This window comes from Micromonospora globbae, assembly GCF_003610785.1.
GTDB classification, from domain to species: domain Bacteria; phylum Actinomycetota; class Actinomycetes; order Mycobacteriales; family Micromonosporaceae; genus Micromonospora; species Micromonospora globbae.
Map to the genome: position 1 here is coordinate 99,528 of NZ_RAQQ01000016.1, position 24,149 is coordinate 123,676.

The 24,149-nt window shown below is 75.2% G+C and carries 26 protein-coding genes, 1 pseudogene and 1 riboswitch; of the genes and pseudogenes, 6 read left to right on the top strand and 21 right to left on the bottom strand.

Annotated features, from left to right (window positions below; genetic code table 11):
* Positions 1-40: 40 nt before the first annotated feature.
* The 3 genes from D7I43_RS21485 to D7I43_RS21495 are packed head-to-tail and all read right to left on the bottom strand — an operon-like array spanning position 41 to position 1,824.
* Positions 41-589, bottom strand: coding sequence for a DsbA family protein (locus D7I43_RS21485; RefSeq protein ID WP_120330338.1), 549 nt, complete (start codon positions 587-589; stop codon positions 41-43).
* Positions 586-1,083 (bottom strand): redoxin domain-containing protein, encoded by a 498-nt coding sequence (locus D7I43_RS21490; protein ID WP_120330339.1) that lies wholly within the window; start codon positions 1,081-1,083, stop codon positions 586-588. The genes D7I43_RS21485 and D7I43_RS21490 overlap by 4 nt, the downstream gene beginning before the upstream one ends.
* 54 nt (positions 1,084-1,137) lie before the next feature.
* Entirely contained in the window at positions 1,138-1,824 is a 687-nt protein-coding gene (locus D7I43_RS21495) for a BON domain-containing protein (protein WP_120330340.1), read from the bottom strand.
* Between the two features lie 175 nt (positions 1,825-1,999).
* Between D7I43_RS21495 and D7I43_RS21500 the strand changes: the two genes are divergently transcribed.
* Positions 2,000-2,638: a maleylpyruvate isomerase N-terminal domain-containing protein gene (locus D7I43_RS21500; protein WP_120330341.1), complete on the top strand. Its 639-nt coding sequence runs from the start codon at positions 2,000-2,002 to the stop codon at positions 2,636-2,638.
* A gap of 189 nt (positions 2,639-2,827) precedes the next feature.
* Here the strand turns inward: D7I43_RS21500 and D7I43_RS21510 are convergent, their stop codons facing one another.
* Both D7I43_RS21510 and D7I43_RS32785 read right to left on the bottom strand, forming a co-directional pair.
* Complete coding sequence (locus tag D7I43_RS21510; protein ID WP_120330342.1) at positions 2,828-3,235, bottom strand: hypothetical protein; 408 nt, start codon at positions 3,233-3,235, stop codon at positions 2,828-2,830.
* 330 nt (positions 3,236-3,565) lie between these two features.
* The gene (locus D7I43_RS32785; RefSeq protein WP_158610131.1) at positions 3,566-3,703 is read right to left on the bottom strand and encodes a hypothetical protein; all 138 of its coding nucleotides are present in this window, start codon (positions 3,701-3,703) and stop codon (positions 3,566-3,568) included.
* Positions 3,704-4,054: 351 nt separating this feature from the next.
* On the opposite strand from D7I43_RS32785, the gene D7I43_RS21515 reads away from it, so the two are divergent.
* Entirely contained in the window at positions 4,055-4,417 is a 363-nt protein-coding gene (locus D7I43_RS21515) for an STAS domain-containing protein (RefSeq protein ID WP_120330343.1), read from the top strand.
* Positions 4,418-4,614: 197 nt separating this feature from the next.
* On the opposite strand, the gene surE is transcribed toward D7I43_RS21515, so the two are convergent.
* Both surE and D7I43_RS21525 read right to left on the bottom strand, forming a co-directional pair.
* The gene (gene surE, locus D7I43_RS21520; RefSeq protein WP_120330344.1) at positions 4,615-5,439 is read right to left on the bottom strand and encodes a 5'/3'-nucleotidase SurE; all 825 of its coding nucleotides are present in this window, start codon (positions 5,437-5,439) and stop codon (positions 4,615-4,617) included.
* Positions 5,436-6,449, bottom strand: a complete 1,014-nt coding sequence (locus D7I43_RS21525; protein ID WP_240033086.1) for a PfkB family carbohydrate kinase — start codon at positions 6,447-6,449, stop codon at positions 5,436-5,438. Before D7I43_RS21525 ends, surE begins: the two co-directional genes overlap by 4 nt.
* 157 nt (positions 6,450-6,606) lie before the next feature.
* Here D7I43_RS21525 and D7I43_RS21530 point away from each other — a divergent pair, with 157 nt between their 5' ends.
* Positions 6,607-7,077 carry an SRPBCC family protein gene (locus D7I43_RS21530; RefSeq protein ID WP_120330345.1) on the top strand — a complete coding sequence of 157 codons (471 nt, stop codon included), beginning with the start codon at positions 6,607-6,609 and terminating at the stop codon, positions 7,075-7,077.
* A gap of 4 nt (positions 7,078-7,081) precedes the next feature.
* Here D7I43_RS21530 and D7I43_RS21535 read toward each other — a convergent pair whose 3' ends face one another.
* The 6 genes and pseudogenes from D7I43_RS21535 to D7I43_RS21560 form a co-directional block, all read right to left on the bottom strand.
* On the bottom strand, positions 7,082-7,597 hold the full coding sequence (locus D7I43_RS21535; RefSeq protein ID WP_120330346.1) for a hypothetical protein: 516 nt from the start codon (positions 7,595-7,597) through the stop codon (positions 7,082-7,084).
* A 115-nt stretch (positions 7,598-7,712) separates the two neighbouring features.
* Positions 7,713-8,765, bottom strand: coding sequence for a VldE C-terminal domain-containing protein (locus D7I43_RS21540; RefSeq protein WP_192902232.1), 1,053 nt, complete (start codon positions 8,763-8,765; stop codon positions 7,713-7,715).
* 13 nt (positions 8,766-8,778) lie between these two features.
* Positions 8,779-8,911: riboswitch (cyclic di-AMP (ydaO/yuaA leader) on the bottom strand.
* Between the two features lie 170 nt (positions 8,912-9,081).
* Positions 9,082-9,231, bottom strand: a pseudogene (locus D7I43_RS21545) (cation diffusion facilitator family transporter); the annotation flags it as partial.
* Positions 9,232-9,276: 45 nt separating this feature from the next.
* On the bottom strand, positions 9,277-11,388 hold the full coding sequence (locus D7I43_RS21550) for a HelD family protein (protein ID WP_120330348.1): 2,112 nt from the start codon (positions 11,386-11,388) through the stop codon (positions 9,277-9,279).
* Between the two features lie 116 nt (positions 11,389-11,504).
* The gene (locus D7I43_RS21555; protein ID WP_120330420.1) at positions 11,505-12,443 is read right to left on the bottom strand and encodes an alpha/beta fold hydrolase; all 939 of its coding nucleotides are present in this window, start codon (positions 12,441-12,443) and stop codon (positions 11,505-11,507) included.
* Positions 12,444-12,618: 175 nt separating this feature from the next.
* The gene (locus D7I43_RS21560; protein ID WP_120330349.1) at positions 12,619-12,948 is read right to left on the bottom strand and encodes a hypothetical protein; all 330 of its coding nucleotides are present in this window, start codon (positions 12,946-12,948) and stop codon (positions 12,619-12,621) included.
* Positions 12,949-13,269: 321 nt separating this feature from the next.
* Here D7I43_RS21560 and D7I43_RS21565 point away from each other — a divergent pair, with 321 nt between their 5' ends.
* Entirely contained in the window at positions 13,270-13,761 is a 492-nt protein-coding gene (locus D7I43_RS21565; protein ID WP_120330350.1) for a DUF3145 domain-containing protein, read from the top strand.
* Positions 13,762-13,836: 75 nt separating this feature from the next.
* Positions 13,837-15,564 carry a glycoside hydrolase family 3 protein gene (locus D7I43_RS21570; protein WP_120330351.1) on the top strand — a complete coding sequence of 576 codons (1,728 nt, stop codon included), beginning with the start codon at positions 13,837-13,839 and terminating at the stop codon, positions 15,562-15,564.
* Between the two features lie 48 nt (positions 15,565-15,612).
* Here the strand turns inward: D7I43_RS21570 and D7I43_RS21575 are convergent, their stop codons facing one another.
* A complete protein-coding gene (locus D7I43_RS21575; protein WP_120330352.1) occupies positions 15,613-16,515 on the bottom strand; it encodes a helix-turn-helix domain-containing protein in 903 nt (300 codons plus the stop codon).
* Between the two features lie 94 nt (positions 16,516-16,609).
* Here D7I43_RS21575 and D7I43_RS21580 point away from each other — a divergent pair, with 94 nt between their 5' ends.
* Positions 16,610-16,828: a hypothetical protein gene (locus D7I43_RS21580; RefSeq protein WP_120330353.1), complete on the top strand. Its 219-nt coding sequence runs from the start codon at positions 16,610-16,612 to the stop codon at positions 16,826-16,828.
* A gap of 118 nt (positions 16,829-16,946) precedes the next feature.
* Here D7I43_RS21580 and fabF read toward each other — a convergent pair whose 3' ends face one another.
* The 7 genes from fabF to D7I43_RS21615 all read right to left on the bottom strand — a co-directional run bounded on the left by fabF (position 16,947) and on the right by D7I43_RS21615 (position 24,136).
* Positions 16,947-18,173 carry a beta-ketoacyl-ACP synthase II gene (gene fabF / locus D7I43_RS21585; protein ID WP_120330354.1) on the bottom strand — a complete coding sequence of 409 codons (1,227 nt, stop codon included), beginning with the start codon at positions 18,171-18,173 and terminating at the stop codon, positions 16,947-16,949.
* 2 nt (positions 18,174-18,175) lie between these two features.
* Complete coding sequence (locus D7I43_RS21590) at positions 18,176-18,415, bottom strand: acyl carrier protein (protein WP_007072348.1); 240 nt, start codon at positions 18,413-18,415, stop codon at positions 18,176-18,178.
* Between the two features lie 91 nt (positions 18,416-18,506).
* Positions 18,507-19,451, bottom strand: a complete 945-nt coding sequence (locus tag D7I43_RS21595) for a beta-ketoacyl-ACP synthase III (RefSeq protein ID WP_120330355.1) — start codon at positions 19,449-19,451, stop codon at positions 18,507-18,509.
* A 136-nt stretch (positions 19,452-19,587) separates the two neighbouring features.
* Positions 19,588-20,757 (bottom strand): acyltransferase domain-containing protein, encoded by a 1,170-nt coding sequence (locus D7I43_RS21600; protein WP_120330356.1) that lies wholly within the window; start codon positions 20,755-20,757, stop codon positions 19,588-19,590.
* Between the two features lie 78 nt (positions 20,758-20,835).
* Positions 20,836-22,113, bottom strand: a complete 1,278-nt coding sequence (locus D7I43_RS21605; RefSeq protein ID WP_120330357.1) for a PucR family transcriptional regulator — start codon at positions 22,111-22,113, stop codon at positions 20,836-20,838.
* Between the two features lie 113 nt (positions 22,114-22,226).
* Positions 22,227-22,943: a response regulator gene (locus tag D7I43_RS21610; protein WP_240033088.1), complete on the bottom strand. Its 717-nt coding sequence runs from the start codon at positions 22,941-22,943 to the stop codon at positions 22,227-22,229.
* Positions 22,940-24,136, bottom strand: coding sequence for a sensor histidine kinase (locus D7I43_RS21615; protein ID WP_120330358.1), 1,197 nt, complete (start codon positions 24,134-24,136; stop codon positions 22,940-22,942). The genes D7I43_RS21610 and D7I43_RS21615 overlap by 4 nt, the downstream gene beginning before the upstream one ends.
* Positions 24,137-24,149: the final 13 nt, after the last annotated feature.

Consider the following 24,149-nt stretch of genomic DNA (forward strand, 5'->3'; position numbering starts at 1 on the left):
CGGGCCGCGGGCGGCGACGTCGGGTGCCGGGCCTGCACGGTCACGTGTCCGCGGCGGCGTCGACCGCGGCGAGCAGTTCGGGCAGCGCGTAGCCCCCGTCGTGACGGACGTCGTTGACGAAGAGCGTGGGCGTGCCGTTCACGCCGCTGCGGATCCCGCCCACGAAGTCCCGCCGCACCCGGTCGGCGTGCGCCTGCTTGTCCACCTCGGCGGCGATCTCGTCGGGTGGCAGGCCGAGCTGCTCGACGCCGAGCGACAGGTGCACGGGGTCGAGCTGGTCCTGGTGCTCGTAGAGCCAGTCGTGCATGTCCCAGAACCGGCCCCGGACCCCGGCCGCCTCGGCGGCCTCCGCGGCACGCTCGGCGTACGGGTGCACGTTGGCGATCGGGAAGTAGCGGTAGACGAGGCGTACCGTTCCCTCCCGCTGCCGGAGCAGCTCGGTCAGGTTCGGGTACGCCGCACCGCAGTACTGGCACTGGAAGTCGCCGTACTCGACGACGGTCACCGGGGCGTCGGCCGCGCCCCGGACGTGGTCGGCTCCGGTCACCGGCGTCCGGAGACGGGCGGTGACCTGCAGGGGGGTCGTCATCCGGCCATCACCTCCCGGCCGCTGCGCAGCCGTTCCAGTGCGTCGAGGATGCCGTCCGCGCCCGGGTTCACCTCCGGCGGCGAGATGTGGCTCCAGGCAACCGTGCCGTCCGGGTCGAGCACCACCAGCGCCCGGGCGGCTTCGCCACGCGGGGTGTAGGCGCCGTACGCGCGGGCCACCGCGCCCTTGGGCTCGAAGTCCGCCAGCAGCGGGAACTCGATCCCCTGGCTCTGCGCGAACGCCCGGTGCGACCAGAGACTGTCGACCGAGATGCCCAGCACCGCCGCCCCGTACCGGTCGAACTCCGGCTTGGCGGCCTGGTAGAGCACCATCTGGTCACCGCAGACGGGGCTCCAGTCGGCCGGGTAGAACGCGAGGACCACCGGCCGGCCGCGGTACTGCGCCGGTCCGGTGTGCCGCCCGTCCGGGGTGGCGGGCAGGGAGAAGTCGGGCGCCCGCCGCCCCGGTTCGATCAGCCCGTTCGAATCAGTCATGACTCCCACGCTCGCGCGCGACGGGGTGAGGGCGGCTCACCCCGGCCGGGTGGTTCAGCGCAGCACCGGGGCGACGGCGAGGCGGTTCTGCACCTCCCGGATCCCCGGGGCGGACCACGCCACCCGCTCCACCTCGGCGCGCTCGGGCATCGAGTGCACCAGCCCGGTGAGCACCACCGTGTCGCCATGCACCCGCACCGTGACCCGTTCGGCCTCGGTGGCCCGGTTGCGGGCCAGGGCGTCGACGATCCGTTCGGTCAGTTCACGCCCGTCGGGGCGGACCGAGGGGCGGACGGTGATCCCGTTGCTCACCCCGCGTACGCCGGCCAGCCGGCTCACGGCCCGTTCGGCGGCCCGCCGCTGGTACTCCCACTCGACCTCGCCGTGCAGGGTGACCCAGCCGCCCGACACGGTGACCTGCACCTGCTCGATCGGCACGAACGCGTCCCACTCCAGCGCGTGCCCGACCGCGGCGGCGACCTCCGGGTCGGCCCGCTCCGCACCGCCGGGCAGCTGGACGGTGACGTCGTTGGCGACCGCGCGTACCCGCGGCACGCGGTGCGCCGCGCGTTCGGCGGCCCACTTCTTCGCGTAGCTGTCCACACGCCCGGTGAGCGTCACCACGCCCTCGGACACGGTCACCCCGATCTCGTGCGGTCGGACCCGCGGTTCCCAGGTCAGCTCGTCGAGGACGTCGGACTGGATGTCCTGGTCCGTACGGGTGGTCGTCTCGGTGGCCATCTCTCCCTCCTCCGGTCGGGTGGGGCGGCTCCGGCACGCACCCTCGCCTGCAGCGATGCTGCCGCCGGTCCGGGTGAGCCGCCCTCGCCCGGGTCGGGTGACCTCCCCGGCCGGCGAGCCGCCGATCATGGAGGGTCATAGGCTCGTCGGATCCCACCCCTTGAGGAGGTACGCCATGACGGCGATCCGGACGTCATACCTCACCGCCGCGCGGTCAGCCGTACGGCTGCTGGCCGACCCGGCCGTCGCCGCGCGCTGGGACACACCGAGCGCGCTGGCCGAGTTCCGCGTCGCCGGTCTCGCCGGGCACCTCTCCTCGCAGGTCTTCCAGGTCGAGACCATGCTCGCCGCGCCGGTGCCGCCGGGCGAACCCATCGGCCTGCTCGACCACTACGCGCGGGGCACCTGGGCCGGGGCCGGCGTCGACCACGAGGTGAACGTCGGCATCCGCCGGGTGGGGGAGGAGATCGCCGAGGATGGCGCCGCCGCCCTCGTCACGCGGACCGAGGCGGCGGTGGAACGGTTGGCCGGCGCGCTGCCCGGCGAACCGGCCGACCGGGTGGTGCACCTGGCCCGGGGGCCGTGGTCGCTCACCCTCGACGACTTCCTGACCACCCGGCTCATGGAACTGGCGGTGCACTCCGACGACCTGGCGGTCAGCGTCGGCGTACCCACGCCGGAGCTGCCCGAGGAGGTGATCGAGCCGGTGCTGTCCCTGCTCGCCCGGCTCGCCGTACGCCGGCACGGCCAGCCCGCCGTCCTGCGCGCCCTGACCCGAGCCGAGCGCGCCCCAACCTTGATCAACGCCTTCTGACCCGCCCCCCGGCCCGCCCGGCCCGCCCGGCCCGCCCGGCCCCACCGGTCCTCCCGCGGCCCCGCCCGGCCCCGTCCGCGGTGATCATGAGGTTATTGCCGGCCGACACGGCGTGTCGCGGCAATAACCTCATGATCGACTCCGGTGGGCGGGGCGGCGGGGGCGGGGTGGGTAGGGCGGAGGGTGGGGTCAGGTGTCGAGGTTGACGGGGGAGTTGGGGCGGTCGACGTCCACGAACTCGATGTCCTCCACGGCGTGGTCCTCCCGGCTGCCCGCCGCCCGGGCGGCCGTGCCGACGGCCCAGCCGATCGCGACGCCGGCGAGGGCGACGCCGACCAGCAGGGTCCACGGCAGCGCCGGCCGCCGGCCGGCGAGCGCGTCGAAGGCGAGGACGGCCCGGCGGCGTGCCTCCTCGGCGGCGGAGCCGACCAGCTCGCCGGCGCCGTCACCGAGCCGGTTGCCGCCGCGCCGGGCGGAGCGGGCGGTGTCGCGGACGCTGTCCCCGGCGGCGTTCACGGCGGAGAGCAGGTTCTGCCACGCCTGGTCCGCGATCCGTTCCGGTCTGCTGCGGCGGTCCAGCAGGGTGCTTCCGAACATCGGGGTTACCTCCTCGGGGTGCCGGACGCGGCGGCAGCCGCCGCGTCCGGCGCGTCGCGGGTTGGCCTACCCGCCAGTGCCCCGCCCGTCGACGCCGCAAACGCTCCCCACGTGTCGGCCGCGTCGGCGGTCGGTACGCGACGGCCGGCCGCAGACGCCTCGCCACGCATCGACGCCCCGGAGGCTCCCTCACGAGCCGGCCGCACCGACGCTCGCCGCGCCCCGATGCTGCCCGCGCCAGAGGCTCCCGGGCGCTGCCCGCGCTCCCGACGCGTCGCAGGCGACGCCGGCGTTGCCTCTCACGGACGCCGACGGGCGCCGGTGGTCACGTCAGCGGACCAGGACCACCACCGGGCCGCGGGCGAAGTCGTCGTCGTCATCGTCGTCGTCCCCGCCGCCGAAGCCGCAGGCCAGTACGAGGGCGAGCAGCGCGGTGACACCGGCCAGCCCGGCGAGTTTCTTGATCATTGATCGTCCTCTCCGTCGTGGGCTCCCGGCCGATGCTAGGTAGCCCGGGCAACCGCCGGCCCGGGCGTGCTGCCCGGATCGTCCCGTTCCGGGGCGTGGTGGACGCGCCCGGGACGCGCCGTTTCGACCCCCCTGGCCGCCACCGGTTACTCTGGGTCCGCGACCGCCGGTCCTGGCGAACCGGTGAACGAAGTGACGAACAGAAGAGTCCGGACAAGGGTGACGAGTCGTGCCCTGATCCGCGAATTGCTCATCCCCCGGGGTGGCGACCGAGGCCGTCGGAGGAATACGCTCGGTCGCGGCCCGCGTACTGACGAGGCGCCCGGGGGACGGGCGGGTGGAGGTGCTCGCGTGAGCCTGTCGATCGTGAAGTCGGTTCTGTCCGGTGGTGTGGTGGAGATCGCCCCGCGGGGCGAGATCGATGTCGACACTGCCTACGAGGTGCGCGAGGCGATCGCCGAGGTCCTGGCCAAGGGCCGCCCGACCCGCATCGAGCTCAACATGCGACTGGTCACGTTCATCGACTCCGTCGGTATCAGCGCGATGGTCGCCGGCTTCCAGACCGCCGAGGTCAGCGGCGTCAAGCTGGTGGTCACCGAGCCCAGCCGGTTCGTGCACCGGCAGCTCTGGGTGACCGGCCTGCTCGGGCTCTTCGGCGCACCGGAGCCCTACTACGCGGGCACCGCGCAGCCCGAGGTGCTCCCGGGCGCCTGACCCGCGCCACTGACGCCCGCGCTCCCGTCTGAAGGCCGCGCCGCCGCGGGACGCCCGCCTCACGCCCGCGCTCTCGTCTGACGCCCGCCGCCGTCTGACGCCCGCCGCCGTCTGACGCCCGCCTCACGCCCGCCGTCATGGGACGGCCGGGACAGCGCCCCGGGCCGGCACTCCACGGCGCCGCCGCTCGGGCGTGGTCAGCGCCCGTCCAGGTCGGACAGGTCGACGTCGGTAACCTCGGTGACCGCCCGGATGGCCGTCACCGAGGCGTACCCCTGGGCGAGCAGCGCCACGTCCGTCCGGGCCTGCGCCGCCTGCCCGGGCTCCTCCAGGGAGGTACGGACGAAGCCGTGCCCGGCCTCGGCCACCGTCATCTGCACCTGGCCGAAGGTGGCGAGCGCGGCCCGGCGTACCCCGCGCAGCCGTTCGTGCGGCAGGTCGGGCGCGTTGACGTTGAGCACGCTCTCCACCGGGGCGGCGGTGAGCCGGGGCAGCAGGTCGAGGGCGACCCGGGCGGCGGTCGACCAGTGCCGGTCGGTGTCGCGTACCCGCGCGGCGGCGGTCACGGCCGCGCCTCCGCTCGCCGCGGTGGCCTCCCCTGCGGACAGGACGTCGAGCGAGACGGCCATCGCCCGGCAGCCGTTCGCGGCGGCCGTGAAGGCGGCGCCGACGGTGCCGGAGTGCAGGACGGCGCGCCCCGCGTTGGCGCCCCGGTTGACGCCGGACAGCACGGCCGACGGCGGCGGCCCGAACGCGCCGTGCATCGCGATGAGCGCGATGAAGCCCGGCGAGCCGCCGACCCCGTACGCGGGGACGCCCGGCAGCTCGACCAGCGGATGGTCGCGGACGACGACGTGTCCCTCCTGCTCCACCGCGGTCATCGCGGCGCTCATGCCGCTCGCCTCCTCGAGCGGGGCGGCGACCACGACGTCCAGGCCACGGTCCACGGCCTCCCGCGCCAGCGCCAGGATGCCGGGCGCGCCGATCCCGTCGTCGTTGGTGACGAGCACCCGCAGCGTCATCGCTCGGCCGCCCGGTCGGCCAGTTCGTCCGGGGTGGTGCGCTCCTGCGGCCGGGCGACGGCCGGGACCAGCCGCACCCGGTCGACGAGGCCGCTGATCGAGTCGAGCCGTCCGGTGCCGAGCCCGTGCCGGGTGACGTTCAGGGCTCCCGCGGCCGCGCCCGTGCGGATGGCCGTGCGCAGGTCGCCCCCGCCGGCCACCACGGCGGCCACCCCGGCGGTCATCGAGTCGCCCGCGCCGCGCGGGTCCGCCGCCTGGAGGCGCGGCATCTCCACCTCGAACACCTCGCCGTCGACCAGCGCCAGCGCCGGCCGGTCGGCCCGGCTGACCACGACGCTCTCGGCCCCGGCGGCGTGCAGGTCGTACATGGCGCGGGCGAGCTGGTCCTCGTCGTCGCCGGCGGAGCGGCCGTCCCGGATCAGCTCCTCGTGGCTCACCTTCAGGAAGAAGACCCCGCTGTCCAGCACGGCGGTGAGGTGCTCGCCGGACAGGTCGACCACGACCCGTCCGCCGTTGGCGCCCAGGTCGGCGGCGAACCGCCGGTACAGCTCCGGCGGGACGAGCGTGGGGTCGTTGGGGCCGCTCAGCACGCTGACGGCGGCCCGCAGGCCCTCCCCGAGCGCCAGGTTGTAGAGCTCGTCCAGCTCGTGCCGGCCGAGCGGCTGGCCGGGCACGTCGACGATCTCCCGCCGGGTGCCGCCGCGCCGGTCGTGCACGTACCCGCCGCTGCCCGAGTCGCGCACGACCACCTTGAGGTCCACCCCCTCGCTCACCAGCAGGGGCTCCAGCACCTGGCCGATCTCGCCGCCGAGGGCCGTGCAGAGCACCACCTCGCCGCCCAGCGACATGATCATCCGGGCCTGCCAGACCCCCTGCCCGCCCGGGTGCAGGTGGATCTCCGGCTGGCCGGCCGGCTGGTCCACGGTCACCGTCAGCAGGGGAGTGGGCGCGAAGACCATGACGTGCCCGTTCGTGCCCGTGCCCGCGCGCTCGCCCGCCGTACCGTCCATGCGCCCCTCCGTCGGCCCGTGACGTCGCAGTTCCCCGCCTGGTGACCGTCATGCGACCGGTATCCGAAGGCGCGGCATCCGCGCCGCGCTCCCCGCGTTGTTGCCAGCCCCGCCGCCGTGGGTGAGGATCGGCCGAGCGACGTCGGCGGGAGACGGGGTGCTCAGGCGGGATTCGTTCAGTTACACCGTCCAGGCGCGGTGCGCGCTCGCCGACGCCACGGCGCTGCTCGGTGACCTCACGCGGCAGGGCGAGTTGCATCCGCTGATCGTCCGGGTCCGCCGGGTGCCGCCCCGGCCGGGCGCGCTGGCCAGCTACGCCGTCACCGACCGGCTCGCGGCCGGGCCGCTGCGGTTCCCGGTCACCTACCAGGCCGACGTCCTGACCAGCGGGGACGACGAGATCGTGACGGTGGCCCGGCAGTGGCCCGCCACCACGGTGCGCAACCACACCCGCCTGCACACCGAGCCGGGTGGCCTGGTGCGGATCGACGTGGAGATCACCCTCGCGGCGCCGGCGCCGCTGTTCCCGTACGCCTTCCGGCAGGCCCGCGCCGCCCACCTCGCGCTGGCGACGCGGCTCGGCGCGGCGCTCGACCGCGAGGCGGGCGGCCCGACCCCGGCGGCCTGAGCGGTCAGCCGCCGGTGCGCCCGGTCACCGTGGCGCGCCGGCGCGGCGGGGGCGTGGCCCGCCGCAGCCGCCCCCACGGCTTGTACGTGGAGAGCACTGTCGCGACGACCATGAGGCTGGTCGACACGGTGGGCGCGATCACCAGGTCGGCCCGGTCGCCGGGCGGCAGGGCGGCGCCGAGTTCGCCGGCGGCGCGCAGGTTCGGCGTGAGCAGGAACAGCACCAGCAGCACCATGACCGTGGTGATCAGCAGCTTGACGAGCACCCAGCGGTGCCGGAGCAGTCCCCACGGCGTCAGCAGGGCGCTGAGCACACCGACGACCCACACCACGACGCTGAGCGGGGCGAACAGCGCCGTGCCGACCAGCGCGGCGACCGGGTAGACGACGTCGGGGTCGGCGCCGCGCAGCACGGCGACGCCGAGGGTCAGCAGCACCAGGTCGGCGCCGAGCCACCCCAGCGAGGTGACGAGGTGCAGGGTGAGCAGGGCCTTGCGGGCGGTGCGCGGTGTCCGGGTCATGTCAGCGATGCTGCCCGCGCCGGCCCGCCCGGGCGTCCGGCGAGGGACGACACCGCTCCTACGCTCCGGGACGTAGTGCGGGTGGCCCGGCACGGGGACGGGCCACCCGCCGCGGTCAGTACACCGACAGGTGCACGTGGTTGGTGTGGTCGCTGGAGGGGTCCCCGCCCGCCCCGCTGTACGACTTCCATCCGCTGCTGGGCAGCCAGATCTGGCGGTACCAGATCACGTAGAGCACGGCGAGTCGGTCGGAGTTGCGGATGAAGTACGCCGACAGGTTGTTGCCGTACGTCTTGTCGCCGCCGGTGGCGTCGCCGCCGAAGCCGTTCTTCTGTGCGGCGAAGTCGCAGGCCCGGCCCTTGGGATGCTCGCCGGAGCCGCCGCTGCGGTAGCAGGAGACGTAGCGGGTGAAGCCGGCGGCCTTGGCCTGGTTGAGCGCGTGCAGCATGCGCGGGGTGATGCACCCGTTCGCGGGGGTGGGGTCGTTGACGCTGCACGACTCCTTCGGCCAGGAGCCGTCGGAGTTGCGCGGGGCCGGTGCGGCGTTCGCCGTGGAGGTGCCGCGGTTGGAGCTGTCGGTGGTGCGCGCGGCCTTGGCGTTGGCCACCTCGAGCGCGCGTTCGGCCTGTTCCTTGCGCTTGGCCATCACGGCGACCTGCTTGCGTTCCTCGCGGATCTCGCCGTCGAGCGCCGCCCGGGTGCGGGTCATCTGGTCGCGGGTCTCCATGAGGTCGCGCAGGGCGCGGTCCTCGTTGGCGGCGACGGCCTCGAGGGCCGCCGCGCGGTCCAGGAAACCCTCCGGGGTGTTGCTGTTGAGCAGCGCCGACACGGGCCCGAGGCGGCCGGTGCGGTACGCGACCCCGGCGATCTCACCGACCTTGCCGCTGCGCTGGGCGAGTTCCGCCTCGGTCGTCTTGAGCTGCGCCGTGAGCTCCTGCTGCCGTTTGACGGAGCGGGCGAGGGCGGCCTTGGCGTCGAGCCAGCCCTTGCTGGCCGCGTCGAGCTGCGCCCGCAGGGAGGGGGTGCCACCTTCCGGGTCCTGACCGGGTGCGGCGGCGCGGGCCACCGGGGCGGCCTCGGCGGTGCCGGGGGCGATCGCGACGCCGAGGGCGAGCGTCGCGGCGATCAGGGCCGCCATCCGGGCGGCATGTCGTCGTACGGGTGCCACTACTGGCATGCACATGTCCTTCCGTCAGCCGCCGACCGGGTTAGCTGACGGGTTCGGGACGGAAGATCCCTACCGCTGGCGCGGATGCACCCCACGAACATGGTTCCCCGGCTCGCCGCGTCGCGGCGATTAGGCGACGGCCGCCGCCGGCGCCGGTGGGCGCCGCCTGGCGGAGGCCGGGACCGAGCCTACCGGGGCCAGTGTGGTTGATGCAGCAGATGTGACTCTGTGTGTCTACCCAGACACGGAAAAATGGCGCAAAAGCGGGCTAGACGGGCGTGTGCTCGTCACCACTCCACCGCGCCGCAGGCGCCCGGCGCCGCGCGGTGCGGCCGAGGCGCCAGGTGCGGGGGAGGATGAGAACGCCGATCGCCACCGCCACCACCGGGTCGGCCCACCACCAGCCGGTCGCCGCGATGAGCGCCGCCACGGCGATCACGCCGAGTAGGTCGCCCGGCACCTCCAGGGCAGTTGTCGGGGAAGACGCGACCCGGCCCGTCCGACGTTCGCCTCAGGCGGTCGGCTCGATCGTGGTGAGCCGCTGGGTCGCCCGGGACAGCGCCACGTAGAGCGTCCGGACGCCGGCATCGGCGCGGATCTCGCCCGGCGCCACCAGCACCACCCCGTCGTACTCCATACCCTTCGCCTCCAGGCTGGTCACCACCTGGAGGCGGGGCGCGCCGAGGCCGCCCAGCCAGCCGGCCACCTCGTCCCGGCGGGACACCGGGGTGATCACCCCGACCGTCCCCTCCACCTCGGCGAGCAGGCCCGTCACCGCCGCCACCGTGGTGGTCTCCAGCTCGCCCGCCGGCACCGTCAGCTCGACCGGCTCGACGCCGGTGGAGCGGACGGCGGTGGGCAGCGGCAGGTCCGGGTCGAGGCGGCGGATCTCGGCGGCCGCCACCGCGAAGATCTCCGCCGAGTTGCGGTAGTTGGTGGTGAGCGTGAAGTGGTGCCGGCGGCGGCGCCCCAGCGCCTGGTCCCGGGCGCGGGTCAGCTCCGCCGGGTCACCCGTCCAGGCCGTCTGGGCGGGATCGCCCACCACCGTCCAGGACGCCAGCCGGCCGCGCCGGCCGATCATCCGCCACTGCATCGGCGAGACGTCCTGCGCCTCGTCCACCACGACGTGCGCGTACTCCCGGTAGTCCGCCGGGCGCTCCCGCGCCGCCTCCCGCGCGGCGCGCTGCCGGTCGGCGTGCGTGCTCAGCTCCCGCACCCCGCCGGCGAGCTGGAACGGGTCACGCCTCGGCCGGCGCGGCTGCACCGGCTTGCCGAGCAGCGCGTCCAGCTCGTCCAGGAGGGCGATGTCGGCGACCGTCAGCCCCTCGGTGTCCAGGCTCCGGTACGCCTCGGTCAGCAGCCGGATCTCCGCCCCGGAGAGGACGCCGCCGGCGTACCGGCGCAGCCGCTCCGGTCGGGCCAGCCAGCCCAGCACGTGGCGCGGGTGCAGCCGGGGCCACCAGGCCTTGAGGAACTCCCGGAACTCCGGCCGGTCGGCGATCTCGTCCTCGAAGGCCCGCTGCTCGGGCAGGCGGGCGATGTCGAGCCGCCGCGCCTGCGCCCACAGCGCGGCGAAGACGCCGTCGAAGCCGGCTCGGCGCACCTCGTTGCGGCGGGCGCCCCGAGGCAGCGCGCGTTCCCGGATCCCGTCCAGCTCCTTGCGGTCCAGCCGCAGCAGCGCACCCCGGTAGAGCAGGCGCAGCTCGGTGGGGCCGTCGGGCACCGCGTCCCGGGCCGCGCGTTCCAGCACGCGGCGCATCCGCAGCGACCCCTTCACGGCCGCCACCTCCGGCGGATCGGTGCGGGTGGCGCTCATGCCCGGGAAGAGCGTGCCGAGCGAGTGCAGGGTGGCGGTCTCCTCACCGAGGGAGGGCAGCACCGAGGCGATGTACTCCACGAAGACGGAGGAGGGCCCGACCACGAGGATGCCGCCGCCGGCGTACCGGCTGCGGTCGGTGTAGAGCAGGTACGCGGCCCGGTGCAGGGCCACCGCCGTCTTGCCGGTGCCCGGCCCGCCGGAGACGATCGTCACGCCGGAGCCGGGGGAGCGGATGGCCTCGTCCTGCTCCCGCTGGATGGTGGCCACGATGTCGCGCATGCCCCGCCCCGTGGCCCGGGAGAGCGTCGCCAGGAGCGCGCCGTCGCCGACCACTGCCAGGTCCGGCGGGGCGGCGGCCGGGTCGAGCAGGTCGTCCTCGATCCGGACGACCCGCTCGCCGCTGGACTGGATGGTCCGGCGGCGCACCACGCCGAGCGGCTGCGCCGGGGTGGCCCGGTAGAAGGCGGCGGCGGCCGGGGCCCGCCAGTCCACCACGAGGCTCGCCGCGTTCTCGTCCCGGATGCCGAGCCGGCCGATGTGCAGCACCTGGCCGTCGCGCAGGTCGAGGCGGCCGAAGACGAGCCCCTCGTGCTCGGCGTCCAGGACGTGCCGTCGCTGCGCCGCGTGGAACACCATGGCGTCGCGCTCGACGAGCGCACCGAGGTTGCCGACCCGGGCGAGCCGGTAGCCGTCCCGCTCGGCGCGGACCGCCGCCCGCCGCAGCTCGGCGAGTCGGGCGTACACCCGGTCGAGATGCCGCTGCTCGACGGCGATCTCCTGCTCCAGGGTGGTCTGGTCGGTCACACACGCTCCTGATCCCCGTCGGCGCGGGCCCGCGGCTCGCGGGCCGCGCGCCGGGCCAACCGAACGAGGGTACGCCCCGGCCGGTCGTACCGCGTCCGAGGTGCGCCGCCGTCGGCTCAGGCCCCGATGGCGGGGGCGGACCGCCCGTCCCGAGCGGGCCGGCCGAGCACCTCACGGAGCACCCCGAGCAGGGCGGCGTTCACCTCGTCGGGCCGTTCCATCATGAGCATGTGGCCCGCGCCGGGGCAGACGGTCAGCTCGGTGGCGGGCAGCGCGGCGGCGATCGACTCGGCGCACGGCGGCGGCGTGAGCCGGTCCCGGTCGCCGACGAGCGCGGCGGCCGGCAGGTGCGCGAGGTCCGCCAGTGTCTCCAGCCGGTGCTGCGCCCCGATGGAGGCGCGGAACCCGCCGATGGAGCGGAGCGAGGCCCGGGCCACCGCCGAGGTGACCAGGCGGATGTCGGCGGGATCGCAGCGGTCGCCGAAGAGCAGCCACCGGATGCTGGGCCGCAGGGCGCGCAGCAGCGCCCGGGGTGGCCGCCACGACCCGCAGCGGGCCAGGACGCCCGCGCCGGTGGTCTCGGCGAGCCGGATCAGCCGGGCGATGCGCGGGGAGAGCCCGTAGACGGTGTGGGTGTGCCCCTCGGCGGTGGTCGACACGAAGGCGAGCCCGGCCACCCGTTCGGTGAAGTGCGCGGCGTGCCGGTGCGCGTACTCCATGATCGTCATGCCGCCCATCGAGTGCCCGATCAGCACCACCCGGCCGGTCGGGGCGACCGCGTCGACCACCGCGGCGAGGTCGTCGCCGAGCTGGGCCAGGGTCGCCGTCCGCAGCGGCATGCAGCTCGACCGGCCGTGGCCCCGGGCGTCGTACGCGACCACCCGCACCGCCGAGCCGAGCGCCTCGTCCAGCGCGGCGCGCTGGCGGTGCCAGCTACGCCCGTCCAGCGTCCAGCCGTGCAGCAGGATCGCTGTGACCTCCGCGTCCGCCGGCCCGGACGCCTCGACGTGCAGGCGTACGCCGTCGGGCAGGTGCACCTCCGACTGCTCCGGCATCGCCACCTCCCCGGGCCGCCCGATCCGTCACCGCCGGGGAAACCCGGCGGTAACACCGGCTACCCGCCATGACAGCACGCCAACCACGACGCGGGAAAGATCCGCCGCCAGACGCGGAACCGCCCGCCGGGTGTTCCCGACGGGCGGTTCTCGGAAGGTGCGGTGAGCGCGAGGCTCAGGCCTCGAAGACGCCGGCCTCGACCAGGCGCTTCTCGGTGGCGTCCCAGCCGTCGCCGGGGTGCGTCTCGGCCAGGGTGTTGATCTCGGCCCGGATCTTGGCGGCGTGGCCCGCGGTGGCCAGCGTCCGGATCTCCTCGATGAAGGCCTCGGAGTCGGTGCGCAGGTGCGCGGTCTTGCCGTTGGTCAGGTTCCGCACGTAGGCGTGCTTGCCGCCGTTGAGCGGGATGAGGTACTTGAACTCGCCCAGCACGCTGAGGGCGCCACCCTGGCCAGCCTGGCCGGCCCGGACGGACGCGCGCGCGGTCTTAGAGGTGTTGCTCGCCACGGAGGTACTCCTTGCAAGACGTACGGGAGGACTGGACGTCCGGGGGCTGTGCGGACGACACCGGATGGATGGGCCCGCGAAAGACGTGCGCGGCACAAGCCGCCGATGGAACTGTACACGACCACGATGTCTTGCTGGTCATCGCGGCGTCGAGGGTTCCAACGGCGACCACCCGTCCGGCTATTTCCACCCCGAATCGGGCCGGCGAATTTTCCGATTCTCTGGCGCACCATCCGCCCCACCAGTCATCATGTGTTGCAGGAGCCACTCGGGTGGTCGAGGTCGTAGGGGAAGACGCACCTCGCTCTCCGGGAGGTCTCCGTGCCAACGCGTGGCGTCGTATACGTCCACTCGACCCCGCTCGCCGTGTGCTCGCACGTCGAGTGGGCGATCGCGCGCGTCCTTGCCGCGCCGGTCAACCTCGAGTGGACCGCACAGCCCGTCGACCCCGGCGCGCGTCGGGCCGAGTGCGGCTGGACCGGCCGCCCGGGGACGGGCGCCGAGCTGGCCGCTGCCCTCCGGCAGTGGCCGATGATCCGTTTCGAGGTGACCGAGGAGCCGAGTCCCGGCGCCGACGGCGAGCGCTTCATGCACGTCCCGGGCCGGGGCCTCTTCCGCGCCACGGTCGGCGCCGCCGGTGACATCCAGCTCGGCGAGGACCGGCTGCGCAGCATCCTGGCGACCGCGCGCGCCCCGGAGGCGATCGCGCACGCCCTCGACAAGGCGCTCGGCACGGCCTGGGACGCCGAGCTGGAGCCCTACCGGTACGCCGGGGACGGCGCTCCCGTGACGCTGCTCACCCGGGTCGGCTGACCGGGGACGTCCCGGCCCGGGCGCCGTCGCGGCGAGCGAAGGTCAAGTTGCCCCGATACGGGGTGAACTGGTGGGATGGGCGGCGTGTCGTTCCGCCGCCACGCCGCCGCCCTCGTCACCCTGACCGCCCTTCTCCTCGCCGGCTGCTCGGACGCCCCGCGCCGCCCGGACCCGGCGCCGTCCGCGTCGACCGCGCCGCCGGCACCGACACCGAGCGCCGCGCCGGCCGACGACCCGGCGTCACGGGCCGCCGCGCTGGTGGCCACGCTCGCCGACGAGGACCTCGTCGGCCAGGTGCTGATGCCGTACGCCTACGGCAGCTCCGCGACCCGCGTCTCGCCCGGGTCGGCCGCCGGCAACCGGGCGCTCGCGGGGGTGGACACCCCGGCGGAGATGATCGCCCGGTACCGGCTCGGCGGCCTCATCCTCGTCGGCTTCAGCGCCGACGACCCCACGCAGGGCAACCAGGAGACCACCAACGTGGACAGCCCGGCCCAGGTCCGGGAGCTGACCACCGGGCTGCGCGAGGCCGCCGCGAAGCTGCCCACCGGCGCCGCGCCGTTCCTCGTCGGCACCGACCAGGAGTACGGGGTGGTGACCCGCATCACCGACGGGGTGACCACGCTGCCCAGCGCGCTGGCCGCCGGCGCCGCCGGTGACCCGGCGCTGACCGAGGCCGCCTGGCGGGCCGCCGGTGCGGAGCTGGCCGCCATGGGGATCAACCTGGACTTCGCGCCCGTCGCCGACGTGCTCGCCACCCGCAGCGCCGTCATCGGGTCGCGGTCGTTCGGCGCCGACCCGAAGCGCGTGTCGCCGCAGGTCGGCGCCGCCGTACGGGGTTTGCAGAGCGCCGGCGTGGCGGCCACCCTCAAGCACTTCCCGGGGCACGGGCACAGCGCCGACGACTCCCACGAGGAGCTGCCGGCGCTCACCCAGTCCCGGGCGGCCCTGGAGGCCGGGGCGTGGCCGTCGTTCAAGGCCGGCATCGACGCCGGCACCCTGGCCGTGATGTCCGCGCACCTCGACGTGCGGTCGGTCGACCCGGGCACCCCGGCGACGTTCTCCCGCAAGCTCCTCACCGACGTGCTCCGCGGCCAGCTCGGCTTCGAGGGCGTCGTGATCACCGACGGGATGAACATGGCGCCGGCGAAGCGCTGGTCGCCGGGGGAGGCCGCGGTGCGGGCGCTCAACGCCGGCAACGACCTGATCCTCATGACCCCCAACGTCGGCCAGGCGTACGACGGCCTGCTCGCCGCGCTCCGCGACGGCTCGCTGCCCCGGGCCCGGCTGGTCGACGCGGCGACCCGGGTGCTGACCATGAAGTTCCGGCTGGCCGGCCCGGCGGCGCCCCCGATGTCGACCCTGAACGACCCGGCGCACCGGAAGGCGGCCGACGCGCTCGCCGCCGCCGCCGTCACGGTGCTGCGCGGCTCCTGCGGCACCGCCGGGGTGCGGGGACCGGTGACGGTCACCTCCTCCGGCGGCCGGGACCGCACGCGGGCGCTGCTCACCGACGCCCTGACCGCCGCGGGGGTGCGCGTGGTGCCCCGGGGCGGGACGGTGGTGCACCTGGTCGGCTACGGCGACGGCGCCGGCGACCTGCGCGCCGACGCCGCCGTGACCGTCGCCATGGACACCCCGTACGTGCTGTCGGCCGCGAAGTCGCCGACGCTCCTGGCCACCTACTCGTCGAGCCCCGCCTCGATGACGGCCCTCGCGAAGGTGCTGGCCGGCAAGGCCCGCCCGGGCGGCCGGTCCCCGGTCACGGTGCCGGGCCTGCCCGCCAGCACCTGCGACAGCTGACCGCCGGCCGCGGCCACCCCCGGCGGGCGTGGCCGCGGCCGTACCCGGTCACCGGGCGGCGCGCAGCGCCGCGATCAGCCACTCCGCCGCCGGCACGGCCGGCGGGAAGGGCTCGCGGCGGTTGAGCACCCCGATCAGCTGCCAGTACCGCTCCACCCGGCGGTCGGTGAACGCGGCGATCTCGTCGGCGAGCTTCCGCCGCTCCTCGGGCGTGAGCGCCGGGTCGACCATCTCGTCCACCACCGCGCGGGCCTCGTCGGAGTCGGGTGCGACACCGGCGGCCAGCGCGGCCCGGGCCGAGTCGATCCGCAGCATCGGTCCCGGCGGCGGGGTGTCGCCGCCCGCCGACCCGGCGACCGCCATCTCGCGTACCCGGCGGCGGAAGTCCGGGTCGGCGACCAGTTCGGCCAGCTCCAGCCATGCGTCCACCTCCTCGTCGGTGGGTTCGTCCGGCAGCTCCGCCGGCATCGTGCGCATGGCCTGCGCGAGGCCGGCCCCGGGGCTGCCGTCCAGGCCGGCGAAGACCTCCGTGACGAAGTCGTCGATGATCCGTTGCCGCTCCTGCGCGGAGAGGCGGGCCAGGTCGTGCATGAGTCTCCACTCCTCGGTCGTGCTGTCCCGTCGGGTGATCGACCGCAGCACCGCCCGACGCAGCCGCAGCGTCCGGATCTCGGCCTCCAGCGCCCGCACGTGCGCCCGGGCCACGTCCCGGACGCTCGCCTGCCGGTCCAGGATCCGGCGGGCGTCGTCCAGGCCGATGCCCAGCTCGCGCAGGCTCTGCAGCAGCTCCAGGCGGGCCACCGCGGCCGCGTCGTACAGCCGGTAGCCACCGGCCGACCGGGCGGTCGGCGGCAGCAGGCCGAGGTCCGACCAGAAACGGATGGTCCGGACGGTGAGTCCCGTCCGGCGGGCGAGCTGCCCGATGCTGAACAGGTCGGTGCGGTCGTTCACGCGGTTCAGCCTCCCGTCTCCAGCCGCTGGAGAGTCAACTCGCCGCCGGAAACCGCGTCGCGCCGGTCGAGCCGCCCCTGGCATCCTCGCCCCCATGGGTGCAGCGCAGGGATTCCGGTACACCGAACGCGCCGACGGCAGCGTGCTGATCACACACCACGGGCAGGTGGCGGCCACCCTGCGCGGTGGGCGTGCCGCGCGCTTCCTCGCCGAGGTCGACGAGGACCCGCAGCTCGTGATGGCGCGCTGGACCGGCAACTACCGCCGGGGCAACGAACGGACCGCCCGGCGGCACCCGCGTAACCAGGGGTGAGCGACGCGGAAGGGGCCCGCGCTCGTCGAGCGCGGGCCCCTTCGGAGTACGAGGGCCGGGGCGGGATGTCGCCGCCGCGCGGGCGGCGGACGGACGCGGTCGGTGTCCCGCCGAAGGCTCAGGCCCTCGCGAAGACGAGAGCCACGTTGTGGCCGCCGAAGCCGAACGCGTTGTTCAACGCGGCGGGGATCTCCATGGGCCGCGCCTTGTGGGCGGCCACGTCCAGGGTGAGGTCCTCGTCGGGGTCGTCGAGGTTGATCGTCGGAGGAACCACACCGTCCCGGATGGCGAGGATCGTGGCGATCGACTCCAGGGCGCCGGCCGCGCCGAGCAGGTGCCCGGTCATCGACTTGGTCGCGGCGAGCACCGGGTGGTCACCGAGCGCCTTGTGCAGCGCGCCGATCTCCAGCATGTCGCCGATCGGGGTCGACGTGGCGTGCGCGTTGACGTGGACGATGTCCCGCTTGGCCACGTCCGCGTCGGCGATCGCCTTCGAGATGGCCCGGATGGCGCCCTCACCCTCGTTGTGCGGCTGCACGATGTCGTACGCGTCCGAGGTGATGCCGGCGCCGGCGAGGCGCGCGTACACCCGGGCCCCCCGTGCGGCCGCGTGGTCGGCCCGCTCCAGGACGACGACGCCCGCGCCCTCGCCGAGGACGAAGCCGTCGCGCCCCTTGTCCCACGGACGCGAGGCCTTCTCCGGCTCGTCGTTGCGGGTGGACATGGCCCGCATCGAGGCGAAACCGGCGATCGGCAGCGGGTGGATGACGGCCTCGGTGCCACCGGCCACCACCACGTCGGCGCGGCCGGACCGGATGATGTCCAGGCCGAGCGCGATCGCCTCCGCACCGGTCGCGCACGCGCTGGCCACCGAGTGGACGCCGGCCTTGGCGCCCAGCTCCAGCCCGACCCAGGCGGCCGGGCCGTTCGGCATGAGCATCGGCACCGTGTGCGGGGAGACCCGGCGCGGCCCGGACGCCTCGAGGATGTCGTCCTGGGCGAGCAGGGTCGTGGCGCCGCCGATGCCGGAGCCCACGCTGACGGCCAGCCGCTCCGGGTCCAGCCCGGAGTCGGCCAGTCCGGCGTCCGCCCAGGCCTGCCGGGCCGCGACGATGGCGATCGCCTCGGAGCGGTCCAGCCGGCGCAGCTTCACCCGGTCGAGGACCTCCGACGGCTCGACGGCGAGCTGCGCGGCGATCCGTACCGGCAGTTCCGCCGCCCACTCCTGGGTGAGGGCACTCACCCCGGAGCGGCCGGCGACCATGGCGTCCCAGGTCGACGCGACGTCCCCGCCGAGGGGGGTCGTCGCGCCGAGCCCGGTGACGACGACGTCGGGGCGGGTCATGATCAGGACTGCGCCTCGATGTAGCTGACCGCGTCCCCGACGGTCTTGAGGTTCTGCACCTCGTTGTCCGGGATCTTGACGCCGAACTTCTCCTCGGCCGCCACCACGACCTCCACCATGGAGAGCGAGTCGACGTCCAGGTCGTCGGTGAAGGACTTCCCCTCGGCCACGTCGTCCGGGTTCACCCCGGCAACCTCTTCGAGGATCTCGGCGAGGCCGGCGGTGATCTCGTCACGGGTCATTGTCGGATGATTCCTCTCATCGGGGGTTTGATCACACCCGGCCGGCCTCGCCGACCGGGGTTCGCCTCGACGCTACGCGCCGAGTCGCGACTCAGGGACAGCGGACCACCTGGCCGGCGTAGGTCAGGCCGCCGCCGAAGCCGAACAGCAGCACCGGCGCCCCCGAGGGCACCTCGCGCCGCTCGACCATCTTGGACAGGGCCAGCGGCACGCTCGCCGCCGAGGTGTTGCCGGACTCGACGATGTCCTTCGCGATGATCGCGTCGGGGATGTCGAGCCGCTTGGCGATGCCGTCGATGATGCGCGCGTTCGCCTGGTGCGGCACGAACGCGGCGAGCTCGGAGGGGGCCACGCCGGCCCGCTCGCACGCCTGCAGCGCCAGCGGGGCGAGCGCCGTGGTGGCCCAGCGGAACACCGCCTGGCCCTCCTGCTGGACGTACGGCCGCCAGCCCTCGATCCGCACCGCCTCGCTCTTCTCCGGCACCGAGCCCCACAGCACCGGGCCGACCCCGGCCGGCTCGTCCTCGCCGGCGGCGGTGACCACCGCGGCGCCCGCGCCGTCGCCGAAGATGATGCAGGTGGAGCGGTCCGTCCAGTCGGTGAAGTCGGAGAGCTTCTCGGCGCCGATGACGATCGCGTTGCGCGACGCGCCGGCCCGGATGGCGTGGTCGACCGTGCCGAGCGCGTACGAGAAGCCCGAGCAGGCGGTGTTGATGTCGTACGCGCCCGGCGCGTTGATGCCGAGCTTGGCCGCCACCCGGCAGGCCACGTTGGGGCTGCGGTCCACCGACGTGCAGGTGGCCACCACGACCAGGTCGATGTCGGCGGCGGTGAGGCCGGAGGCGGCCAGCGCCTTGCCGGCGGCGGCGGCCGCCATGTCGGCCACGGTCTCGTTGTCGGCGATCCGTCGGGTGACGATGCCGACCCGGTCCCGGATCCACTCGTCGCTCGTGTCGACCATGCGGGCGAGGTCGTCGTTGGTGACCACCCGCGAGGGCTGGTAGTGCCCGAGGGCGACGATCCGGCTTCCGGCCATCAGTTCATGCCTTTCGTTCGCGACCGCGGGGCCCGCGGGCCCGGCTCGTTGGTCGCACTCACAGCGATGTCGTGTGTGCGTGACCGCGCGGCTCGCGGCTGCGGGGCTCGTGGACCCGGCTCGCTCGTCGCGGCGTTCACAGATGCCCGCCGATGCGGGCGAGCGGCTGGCCCGGCGCGACCGGGTCGTCGGTGCCGGCGAGCCACTCGGTGAGGACGCCGTCGCCGTGGGCGGTCACCTCGACCGGCCCCTGTCGGGTGGCGACGTGGCCGATGACCTGGCCGACCCGGACCGTCGTACCCTCGGCGAGGCCCTCGGTCCGGCCGAAGGTGCCGGCCGACGGGGCGACCGCCACCCGGAACGACGGGGCCGGCTCGTGGCGCGGCCGCGCGCCGTGCCGCGCGATGAGGTCCCGCGCGGCAGGCAGGTCGTCCGGGGTGTTCAGGGTGACGATCTCGGGGGCGTCGGGGCCCTTGAGCTCCCGCTTCACCAGCCCGGCCAGGGTGCCGGCCGGGGGCAGTTCGATCACACCGGTCACGCCGAGGTCGGCGAGCGTCCGCATGCACAGGTCCCAGCGGACCGGCGCGGTGACCTGGCGGACGAGGCGCTGCAGCATCTCACGGCCGTGGGCGACGGCGGCGCCGTCGCGGTTGGACAGCAGGATCCGGGCCGGGTCGGCGGTGACGATGCCGCCGGCCACGGCCGCGAGCGCCGCCTCGGCGGGCGCCATGTACGGGGTGTGGAAGGCGCCGGCCACCTGGAGCCGGATGATCCGGGTCTTCGCCGGCGGCTCGGCGGCGAGCTTGTCGAGGTTGTCCCGCGCGCCGGCGGCGACGATCTGGCCGGCGCCGTTGCGGTTGGCCGGGTGCAACCCGTGCGCCTCGATGGCGGCGAGCACCTCGTCGGGGTCCCCGCCGAGCACGGCGGCCATCCCGGTGGGCTCCAGCGCGCAGGCGGCCGCCATCTCCCGGCCGCGTACGCCGGCCAGCGTGATCGCGGACTCGGCGGTGAGCACCCCGGCCAGGGCGGCGGCGCCCAGTTCACCGACGCTGTGCCCGGCGGTGGCCGTGACGTCGTGCAGGGGCAGGTGCTCGGCGGCGAGCAGCGCGGCCGCGACCAGCAGCGGCTGCGTGCGGGCGGTGTCCTTGATCTCCTCGGCGTCGGCCACGGTGCCGAGGTGCACGAGATCGACCCCGGCCAGGGCGGACCACCAGCGCAGCCGCGCCTCGGCGCCGGCCAGGTCGAGCCAGGGGGTCAGGAAGCCGGGCTTCTGGGAACCCTGCCCGGGCGAAAGTACGGCGAGCACGTCTATGACTCTCCCGGATACGCGTGGGTAGCGCTGTGCCGCCCTCGACCAAACCGCACTAGCTGGTTTGGGGGGATCCTACAAAGATCGGCGGCGATCGTCACTTGTCTGTGATGTTTTGCTCGCAGCTGGGCTCATTGTCTGGCTCGGGACCACCGGGGCCACTGGGTCGAGCCGGCCGACCGTCAGGGCCACCTGGAGCGCGAACGCGTCCCGCGGGCTGAGCGGCGAGAACCCGGTCACCTCGGCGATCCGCCGCAGCCGGTAACGCACCGTGTTCGGGTGGACGAACAGGGACCGGGCCGCGCTCTCCAGCGTGCCCCCGGCCGCGAAGAAGGCGTCCAGCGTCTCCAGCAGCTCGCCGCCGACGCGCAGCAGCACCCCGTACACGTCGTGGCGCAGCCGCCGGCGGGCCTCCGCGTCCCCCGCCAGCGTCCGCTCGGGCAGCAGGTCGGAGGCGGGCACCGGCCGGGGCGCGTCCGGCCAGGCGGGCGCCGCGCGGAACCCGGCCAGCGCCGCCCGGGCCGACTCGGTGGCCGTGTCGAGGCTCGGCACCGCCGGCCCGACCACCACCGGTCCGTCGCCGAACGCGCCGAGCAGCTTCCCGGTGGCGGCGACCGGGTCGGGCGCGCCACCGAGCACGATCACGAGCCGGTCGCCGTGCACGCCGCCGATCACCTCGACGCCGATCCGCCGCGCCTGCCGGTAGACGGTGTGCAGCACGGCGGAGACCTCCCCGCCCGGCGAGCGCCCGACCGCCACCGCGACGGGCGGGGCGTCCGCCCAGCCCAGCGCCGCCGCCCGGCTGGCCAGTACGTCCGGGGAGTCGCCGCGCAGCAGCGCGTCCACGAGCAGCGCCTGGAGCCGGGCGTCCCACGCGCCGCGCGACTCGGCGGCCCGCGCGTACACCCGGGCGGCCGCGAAGGCGATCTCCCGGGAGAAGCGCAGCACGGCGTCGCGCAGCCGTTGCTCCTCGCCGTCGGCGGCCAGGTGGGGGACCTGCTCCTCGACCACGTCGATGGTCACCTTGATGAGCGCGACCGTCTGCTGGAGCGTGATCGACCGGGCCAGCGCCTGCGGCGCGGCCGCGAAGACCTCGTCGGAGACCTCCTGCGTGCTGTCGGCGCTGCCGCCACCGGAACCCAGCCACTGGACGAGCGACCGGACGCCGGCCTGGGCCACCAGCATGACCCAGGAACGCTGGTCGGCCGGGAGAGCGCGGAACCAGGGCAGCGTCTCGTCCATCCGGGCCACGCTCGCGGTGGCCAGCGTGCCGGCCGCCCGCTCGATGCGGCGCAGCGTCGCGCTCAGCTCCCCGTCGCCCGGTCCGTTCTCCACGGCACCAGCCTGACACATGCCCTGACCAGCACCACCAGGCACGTCGCCACCGGCGGGTGCGCGGCCGCCGGGCGGCAGGGCCGGCGGCGCCGCTCAGGCCGGCGGGGGCCGCTCAGGCCGGCGGGGGCCGCTCAGGCCGGCGGGGGAGCGGGCAGGCCCAGCTCCTGGGCCAGGATCGCCGCCTGCACCCGGCTGCGCAGCTCCAGCTTGCCGAGGATCCGGCTGACGTGGGTCTTCGTGGTGCTCTCCGCCATCGCGAGCCGGTCGGCGATCTGCTGGTTGGACAGGCCGAGTCCGAGGCAGGCCAGCACGTCCCGCTCCCGCGGCGTGAGCGCGTCCACACCCGCCCCCGGCACGCCCGGACCGGCCGGCGCGGTGGCCGCGAACGCCCGGATGAGCCGGCGGGTCACCGCGGGGGCGATCATCCCCTCGCCCCGGGCCACCGCCCGCACCGCGGCGAGCAGACCGTCCGCGTCGGTGTCCTTGAGCAGGAAGCCGGCGGCGCCCGCGCGCAGCGCCCCGAACACGTACTCGTCCAGGTCGAAGGTGGTGAGCACCAGCACGTCGGCGAGGCCCTCGGCGACGATCTCCCGGGTGGCCGCGACCCCGTCCCGGCGGGGCATCCGCACGTCGAGTACGGCGACGTCCGGGCACAGCTCGCGGCAGAGGCGTACCGCCTCGTCGCCGTCGCCGGCCTCGCCGACCACCTCGACGTCCGGTGCGGCGTCGAGGATCAGTCCCAGCCCGGCGCGGACGGCCGGCTGGTCGTCGGCCAGCACGACGCGGATCGTGCCGGCGCCGGCAATCGTCGCGTCCCCGTCCGGCGGGGAGACCGGCGGGGCGCTCACGACGGCTGCCGGGCGGTCGGCAGGGCGGCCCGGACGCGCCAACGACCGTCCTGCGGGCCGGCGGTGAACCGGCCGTCGAGGAGCACCGCGCGTTCCCGCATGCCGATCAGGCCTGCGCCCGCGCCGGGCAGCGGAGCCCGGCCCGCGCAGAGCGGGTTCTCGACGGTGACGACCACCTCCGCCGGCCGGTACGCGATGTCCACGTCGGCCTCGCCGCCGCCGTGCTTGAGGGCGTTCGTCAGTGACTCCTGCACGATCCGGTAGGCGGCGAGGTCGACGCCCACGGGCAGCCCGTCCGGCTCCCCGTCGGTGCTGACCCGGACGGCGAGCCCGGCGGCCCGCGCCCGCTGCACCAGTCGGTCCAGTTCGGCGAGCCGGGCCGGCACGGCGCCGTCGGGATCGTCACCCCCGGACCCGGCCGGCTCGGCCGGCGCGCGCAGCACGCCGATCATCTGCCGCATCTCGGCCAGGCCCTGCACGCTGTTCTCGCGGATGACCCGCAGCGCCGCCTCGACCTGCGCCCGTTCCAGCCCGGGGACGGACAGGGCGGCGGTGGCGTGGATGGCCACGGCGCTGAGGTGGTTGGCGATCACGTCGTGCAGCTCCCGGGCCATGCGGGCGCGTTCCGCGCCGACCGCCTGCCGCCGGTCCAGCTCCGCGAGGCGTGCCGTCTGCTCGGCGCGGGCCCGCTCGGCCGCCGCCTGGTCGCGGTACTGCCGCACGCTGATCCCGGTGAGCACCGGCATCACCCCGGCCAGCACCACCGGAGCGCCCATCCCCACTCCGCGCCAGCTTCCGACGACGAACACGCCGACCAGGATGGCCACCGCGCTCAACGTCACGGTGACCGCCAGCAGGCGCCGCCAGGTGCGGGGCGAACCGTAGACGCACGCGTCGTACAGGACCTGGGTGTAGACCAGCACGGTGCCGAGCGAGGCGCCGAGCAGCAGGTCGGCCACGACCGCGACGGTGCCGACGGTGAGGCTGGCGCGGCTGGCCAACCGCCGCAGACCCACGGCCACGCTCGCGGCGAGCAGCGGCGGCAGGAACAGCGCCTCCGGCAGGTCCGGGCGCCAGGACAACTGCGGTTGGACGCCGAGACCGAACAGGACCAGCCCGCCGACGAGCGACGCGCCGGCGAGGGCGAGGTCCCGGCCCCGGGTGCCGGAACGGAGCCACGGGGGCAGTCGCATGGCCCGATCTCAC

Bases quoted from the DNA above. Each gene is read 5' to 3' on its own strand.
- D7I43_RS32785 (WP_158610131.1), bottom strand. From the start codon at position 3,703: ATGATCAAGAAACTCGCCGGGCTGGCCGGTGTCACCGCGCTGCTCGCC.
- fabF (WP_120330354.1), bottom strand. From the start codon at position 18,173: ATGACCCGCCCCGACGTCGTCGTCACCGGGCTCGGCGCGACGACCCCC.
- D7I43_RS21570 (WP_120330351.1), top strand. From the start codon at position 13,837: ATGGGCGGCGTGTCGTTCCGCCGCCACGCCGCCGCCCTCGTCACCCTG.
- D7I43_RS21485 (WP_120330338.1), bottom strand. From the start codon at position 589: ATGACGACCCCCCTGCAGGTCACCGCCCGTCTCCGGACGCCGGTGACC.
- D7I43_RS21595 (WP_120330355.1), bottom strand. From the start codon at position 19,451: ATGGCCGGAAGCCGGATCGTCGCCCTCGGGCACTACCAGCCCTCGCGG.
- D7I43_RS21490 (WP_120330339.1), bottom strand. From the start codon at position 1,083: ATGACTGATTCGAACGGGCTGATCGAACCGGGGCGGCGGGCGCCCGAC.
- surE (WP_120330344.1), bottom strand. From the start codon at position 5,439: ATGACGCTGCGGGTGCTCGTCACCAACGACGACGGGATCGGCGCGCCC.
- D7I43_RS21525 (WP_240033086.1), bottom strand. From the start codon at position 6,449: ATGGACGGTACGGCGGGCGAGCGCGCGGGCACGGGCACGAACGGGCAC.
- D7I43_RS21615 (WP_120330358.1), bottom strand. From the start codon at position 24,136: ATGCGACTGCCCCCGTGGCTCCGTTCCGGCACCCGGGGCCGGGACCTC.
- D7I43_RS21510 (WP_120330342.1), bottom strand. From the start codon at position 3,235: ATGTTCGGAAGCACCCTGCTGGACCGCCGCAGCAGACCGGAACGGATC.
- D7I43_RS21495 (WP_120330340.1), bottom strand. From the start codon at position 1,824: ATGGCCACCGAGACGACCACCCGTACGGACCAGGACATCCAGTCCGAC.
- D7I43_RS21605 (WP_120330357.1), bottom strand. From the start codon at position 22,113: ATGTGTCAGGCTGGTGCCGTGGAGAACGGACCGGGCGACGGGGAGCTG.
- D7I43_RS21580 (WP_120330353.1), top strand. From the start codon at position 16,610: ATGGGTGCAGCGCAGGGATTCCGGTACACCGAACGCGCCGACGGCAGC.
- D7I43_RS21590 (WP_007072348.1), bottom strand. From the start codon at position 18,415: ATGACCCGTGACGAGATCACCGCCGGCCTCGCCGAGATCCTCGAAGAG.
- D7I43_RS21555 (WP_120330420.1), bottom strand. From the start codon at position 12,443: ATGCCGGAGCAGTCGGAGGTGCACCTGCCCGACGGCGTACGCCTGCAC.
- D7I43_RS21535 (WP_120330346.1), bottom strand. From the start codon at position 7,597: ATGACCCGGACACCGCGCACCGCCCGCAAGGCCCTGCTCACCCTGCAC.
- D7I43_RS21500 (WP_120330341.1), top strand. From the start codon at position 2,000: ATGACGGCGATCCGGACGTCATACCTCACCGCCGCGCGGTCAGCCGTA.